This window comes from Clostridium sartagoforme AAU1 (assembly GCF_000401215.1).
Classification (GTDB): domain Bacteria; phylum Bacillota; class Clostridia; order Clostridiales; family Clostridiaceae; genus Clostridium; species Clostridium sartagoforme.
The window spans coordinates 1-3,644 of record NZ_ASRV01000189.1 but is presented as its reverse complement, the minus strand read 5'-3'; the positions used below and the strand labels follow the sequence as shown (position 1 = coordinate 3,644).

The 3,644-nt window shown below is 26.7% G+C and carries 3 protein-coding genes; all 3 read left to right on the top strand.

Translation table 11 applies throughout. The annotated features are described in order from the left end of the window. Positions 1–209: 209 nt before the first annotated feature. The 3 genes from A500_RS15105 (at position 210) to A500_RS15095 (ending at position 3,388) form a co-directional block, all read left to right on the top strand. Complete coding sequence (locus tag A500_RS15105) at positions 210–947, top strand: YebC/PmpR family DNA-binding transcriptional regulator (RefSeq protein WP_016208436.1); 738 nt, start codon at positions 210–212, stop codon at positions 945–947. Between the two features lie 461 nt (positions 948–1,408). Then, a complete protein-coding gene (locus tag A500_RS15100) occupies positions 1,409–2,701 on the top strand; it encodes a TrkH family potassium uptake protein (protein WP_016208435.1) in 1,293 nt (430 codons plus the stop codon). Between the two features lie 12 nt (positions 2,702–2,713). Beyond that, the gene (locus A500_RS15095; RefSeq protein ID WP_016208434.1) at positions 2,714–3,388 is read left to right on the top strand and encodes a potassium channel family protein; all 675 of its coding nucleotides are present in this window, start codon (positions 2,714–2,716) and stop codon (positions 3,386–3,388) included. Positions 3,389–3,644: the final 256 nt, after the last annotated feature.

Genomic DNA, 3,644 nt, shown 5'->3' with positions numbered 1-3,644 from the left:
AACTAAAATGGATGAAGGAATTTATTTTAAAGAAGAAAATAGATTATACAAATTAATTTAAGAATAAATCAACTTGTATAATTAATTAAATAATTTTATTACTAATTCATGGATAAATAAGAAAATTTGTCATAATAATATAAGTATGATATAATTCTAATGTTTATAAGTTATAAAAATTATTCGATAGATGTTGGGAGGAAAAAAACATGTCAGGACATTCAAAATGGCATAATATACAAAATAAAAAGGGAAAAGCAGATGCTAAAAGGGGAAAAATCTTTACAAAGTTAGGTAAAGAAATTATTATTGCAGTTAAAAATGGTGGCCCTGTACCCGACACTAATCCGAAATTAAGAGATGTAATAGCAAAAGCAAAAGCGGCTAATATGCCTAATGATACAATTACAAGATCAATTAAAAAAGCTTCAGGAGAACTTGCAGGTGTTAACTATGAAAAAATAGTTTATGAAGGTTATGGTCCATCTGGAGTTGCTGTAATAGTAGAAACTTTAACAGATAATAAAAATAGATCAGCAGGAAATGTAAGAAGTGCCTTTACAAAAGGCGGAGGAAACATGGGAGCAACGGGATGTGTTGGGTTTATGTTCCAAGAAAAAGGCGAAATAGTTATTGAAAGAGAAGATAAAGATGAAGATGAAATTATGATGCTAGCTTTAGATGCAGGAGCAGAAGATTTTTCAGCAGAAGAAGAAGTATTTATAATTACAACTACACCTGAGGATTTTGGAACTGTAAGGGAAGCCTTAGAATCAAATGGATTAGAATTTTTAGAAGCGACAGTTAAGATGATACCAGACACATATACTGCAATTAATGAGGATGATGCGAAAAAGTTCCAAAAGATGTTAGACTTACTTGATGACGATGATGATGTTCAAGAAGTGTACCACAATGCTGAATTCCCAGAAGGATGGGAAGAATAATACTGTTAAATGCAGTATTATTAAATAAGTTTTGTATTTACAATTATATAAATCAAAAGAGACTGTTTATTATCTGAAAAGATAATAAACAGTCTCTTTTTGATATAAGGAGATATCATATTATAAATTAATAATTTTATACAAACATAGTTTCTAGTTTTTTTAGAGAAATGTAGATTTTGCAACGTTTTGTGAATATAAGCTAATTATTAAGGGGTAGTTTAAGTTAATTCAGCTTTTAAAAGATTATGCATAAGAATAATGAAATTGACATTAATTGCTTGTCTATATATAATTAACCGTAAAATCTTAGGAAGTTTTAAAATATAATTTATAAAAATGTACAAGATATTATAGAAGATTTTAATATAGAATTAATATTAAAATCTTTTGGAAATATTATCATAAATTATTAAATATATTAAGTTTCCAGATATTAATCATAAAGGAGTGAGCTTTGTATGAAATTAATAGAAAAGATTAAGCCTGGAAGAATTATTGTTTTAGGATTTTTAATAGTAATTATATTAGGAGCATTATTACTTAAACTCCCTATATCAATAAATGAAGGAGTCGATGTATCTTTCGTAGATGCATTATTTACATCAACTAGCGCTGTATGCGTAACAGGATTGATCGCTATAGATACCGCAGATACTTTTACTGTATTTGGAAGATCAATTGTTGCCTTACTAATTCAAGTAGGAGGATTAGGAGTAACATCTGTTGGTGTTGGTTTTATATTACTTTTAGGTAAAAGAATAGGAATAAAAGAAAGAACACTTATAAAAGAATCCATGAACTTAGATACAATGAAAGGATTAGTAAGATTAGTAAAAGCAGTTTTAGCAGTAACTTTAACCTTTGAATTTATAGGAGTAATTTTAAGTTATATTGTATTTTCACAAGATTATAAGCCTTTAGATGCTTTAGGAATAAGCATATTCCATTCCATAGCAGCATTTAATAATTCAGGATTTGATATACTTGGAGGATTTCAAAATTTAATACAATATAAAAATGATGTATTATTAAATTTAACTACATGTGGATTAATTATATTTGGAGGATTAGGATTTTTAGTAATTAAAGAAATTTTAGTAAAGAAATCCTTTAAGAAATTTAGCCTACATACAAAGATAGTTCTTACAATGACAACTTTATTATTAATAGTAGGTACAGTTTTGCTAAAATTAACAGAGGATATTTCTTGGCTTGGGGCATTCTTTTTTAGCACATCCGCAAGAACTGCAGGATTTAGTACTTATTCATTAAGTAACTTTACAAATTCAGGATTATTTGTATTAGTTATTTTAATGTTTATTGGTGCGTCTCCAGGATCTACTGGAGGAGGTATTAAAACTACTACTTTATTTACTTTATATAAAAGTATTTATAGCACATCAACAAATAAGCATTGTAGTGCATTTAAGAGAACAATACCTACAAGTGTAGTTTTTAAAGCATTTAATTTAACTATATTAGCCTTACTTGTAGTATGTATGGGAACTTTCGTTATAAGTATAATAGAACCTAATTATACTTTTATGCAATTATTATTTGAAGTAACAAGTGCTTTTGGTACAGTGGGATTATCAACTGGAATAACACCAGGTCTTAATGATTTAAGTAAAATAATTATTTCACTAATTATGTTTATAGGAAGATTAGGACCTATGACTATAGCTACAATTTGGTCTTTTAAGGAAGCATCAAGTGCTTATTATTCAGAAGAAACAGTTATAATAGGATAAGGAGAGATAAATATGTTTAGTTATAAATCTGCAATAGAATTTGGAATAATAGGAATTGGAAGATTTGGTTTTGCATTAGCAAGAACACTTATAGAAGCTGGAAAAGAAGTAATAGTAATAGATAATGATGAAAATAAAATAAAACAAATTAGACACCTAACAGAAAATGCTTTTGTAGTTAATAATTTATATAAGGAAACTTTAGAGGAAACCGGTATACAAAATTGTGAAACAGTATTCGTATGTATAGGTGAGAAAATAGATGTTAGCATATTGACTACATTAAATGTAATTAATATGGGAGTAAAAAGAGTTATATCTAAAGCAACTACTTATGAACAAGGTTGTGTTTTAAGAAAAATAGGTGCAGAGGTTGTGTACCCTGAAAATGATATGGCAATAAGAATTGCAAATAGATTGCTAAATGAAGAAGCATTAGAGTTTATTGAGCTAAATAATGATATTCATATAGAAGAGTTAAAAGTTACTTCTAAAATAGATGGGAAGTCTATTTTAAAATCGAATATAAGAAATAATTTCAGTTTAAATATTATAGCTTTAGAAAGGAATGAAGAAACTATAATAGAATTAGATCCAGAATATATATTAAGAGAAAATGATTTAATAGTAGTTATAGGAAAAAGGAGTAATATTAGAAATTTAGAAGAATACTTAAATGTAAAATAAAAAGGACTATTCATATAGTCCTTTTTCATCAAAAAAAAGAGTGATTTGCCATTTTCACTCTTCACACATATGTGTATCTATTTTTCACTCCGCTTGGAAGCTAATAAATAATAAAACTATAATAACATATTATATAAGAAATTCAAGAGGAAAATATTTGATAAAGGTATTAAGTTTAAATATTTTTAGATATTTGTCTAAATACTATAAAGTCATTTAATACAATAAAAATTTAAAGCTAGTATTAAATATATAT